Raw genomic sequence first — 1,502 nt, 5'->3', positions numbered from 1 at the left:
ACCCCGGCTCACCGTGCACGCGACGGCCGCGGGCCGGATCGCCCTCACCCGCGACCTGGCCTCCCTGCGCCCCGGCATCTACGGCCTCGGCGGCGACGGCTCGCACGCGGTCGTCGGGCCCGTCCTCGGCGCGGAGTCCCGCTCCGCCGACACCGTCGTACGCCGCCTGGAACGCGTCTCGTACGGCACCCTGAAGCCCGGCGACAAGGTCTGGCTCACCCCCAACGTGCACGTCGGCAACCCGAGCGCCGCCCTCGGCCTGGACCACGCCGACGTCGACATCACCGGCGAACTCGGCTCCCTGCCCGCGTGGTTCGTGCCCGGCGTCCGGGACACCTGGATCATCGCGGTGCACGGCCTGGGCACCACTCGCGAACACCCCATGAACGTCATGGAGTTCCTGCACCGCCACCGCTTCCCGGTGCTCGCCCTCGCCTACCGCGGCGACCCCGGCGCCCCCCGCCCGCCGGACGGACTGAACCATCTCGGCGAGACGGAGTGGCGCGACCTGGACGCGGCGATCGGCTACGCCGCCCGGTCCGGCGCCCGCCAGGTCGTCCTGCTCGGCTGGTCCACCGGCGCCACGATGGCACTGCGCGCCGGCGCGCACTCCGGCCTGCGCGACCGGATCTCGGGGCTCGTCCTGGACTCCCCGGTGCTCAGCTGGGAGACGACCCTGCGCGCCCTCGCCGCCGCCCGCCACACCCCGGCCGCCCTGCTGCCGCTCGCGGTACGCGCCGCGCAGGGCCGCACGGGCATGTACGGCGACCGCCTCGCCGAAGCCGAGGCCGATGCCGCCGACCAGCTCCCGGCGCCGACCTTGATCTTCCACGGCCCCGACGACAGGGTGGCCCGCTGGGACCACTCCCGCCGCCTCGCCGCCGCCCGCCCCGACCGGGTCGCCCTGCACACGGTGCGCGACGCTCCCCACGCGGCCATGTGGAACGCAGACCCCACGGCCTACGAAGAGGCGATGCGCCGCTTCCTGACCCCGCTGATGTGACCGACCGCCTCGACACCGCTGCGCCACCCTCCCGACATCCCGCCGTCGCCCCACTCCGCCCGGTCCCACAGGTTCCGTTTAACGCCGTACCACTGGCCTGATCTCGGCCTCCGGCCACCCGCACGGGCCCGGCGCCGGCCCTCCCTGTCGCCCGCCCTGGCATTCCGTTTGGGTTTTCGGACCGTCAACCGGAAGACTGCACCCGTGACGTCCCGTATCCCGCGCGACTCCAGGCTCCGACTCGTCCGCCCGCGACCCCTGGCCGCCGCTCCCTCAGCTGTGAACCAGCGGCGCCCGCGCCGCCCCGCGCCCCGCCCCCCGGGCCGCGACCCCGCCCCACCCCACCGCCCCCCCCCCCCACCCCCCAGCCCCCCAGCCCGCCGCCGAGGGCCTCGGCGAGCGCGGCCTCGGAGCGCTCCTGGTAGCCGTACAGGCGGGCGACCAGGGAGGGAGTGCCGTAGAGCAGCGCGTGGAAGGCGAGCACCTCGGGGGCGTCGTT

The 1,502-nt window shown here is 76.0% G+C and carries 1 protein-coding gene and 1 pseudogene; one reads left to right on the top strand and one right to left on the bottom strand.

Features of this window, described 5'->3' with window-relative positions:
- Positions 1–1,003 (top strand): alpha/beta hydrolase (locus tag CLM62_RS11110; protein WP_095749670.1); only part of this gene is annotated, 1,003 nt, incomplete at its 5' end.
- Between the two features lie 184 nt (positions 1,004–1,187).
- Here the strand turns inward: CLM62_RS11110 and CLM62_RS51385 are convergent.
- Positions 1,188–1,502 (bottom strand): annotated as a pseudogene (locus CLM62_RS51385) (hypothetical protein); the annotation flags it as partial.

Source organism: Streptomyces sp. SA15, from assembly GCF_002291145.1.
In the GTDB taxonomy this organism is placed as follows: Bacteria; Actinomycetota; Actinomycetes; order Streptomycetales; family Streptomycetaceae; genus Streptomyces.
Note: the sequence above shows the minus strand (reverse complement) of the source record. Positions and strands in the feature narration are given on the sequence as shown.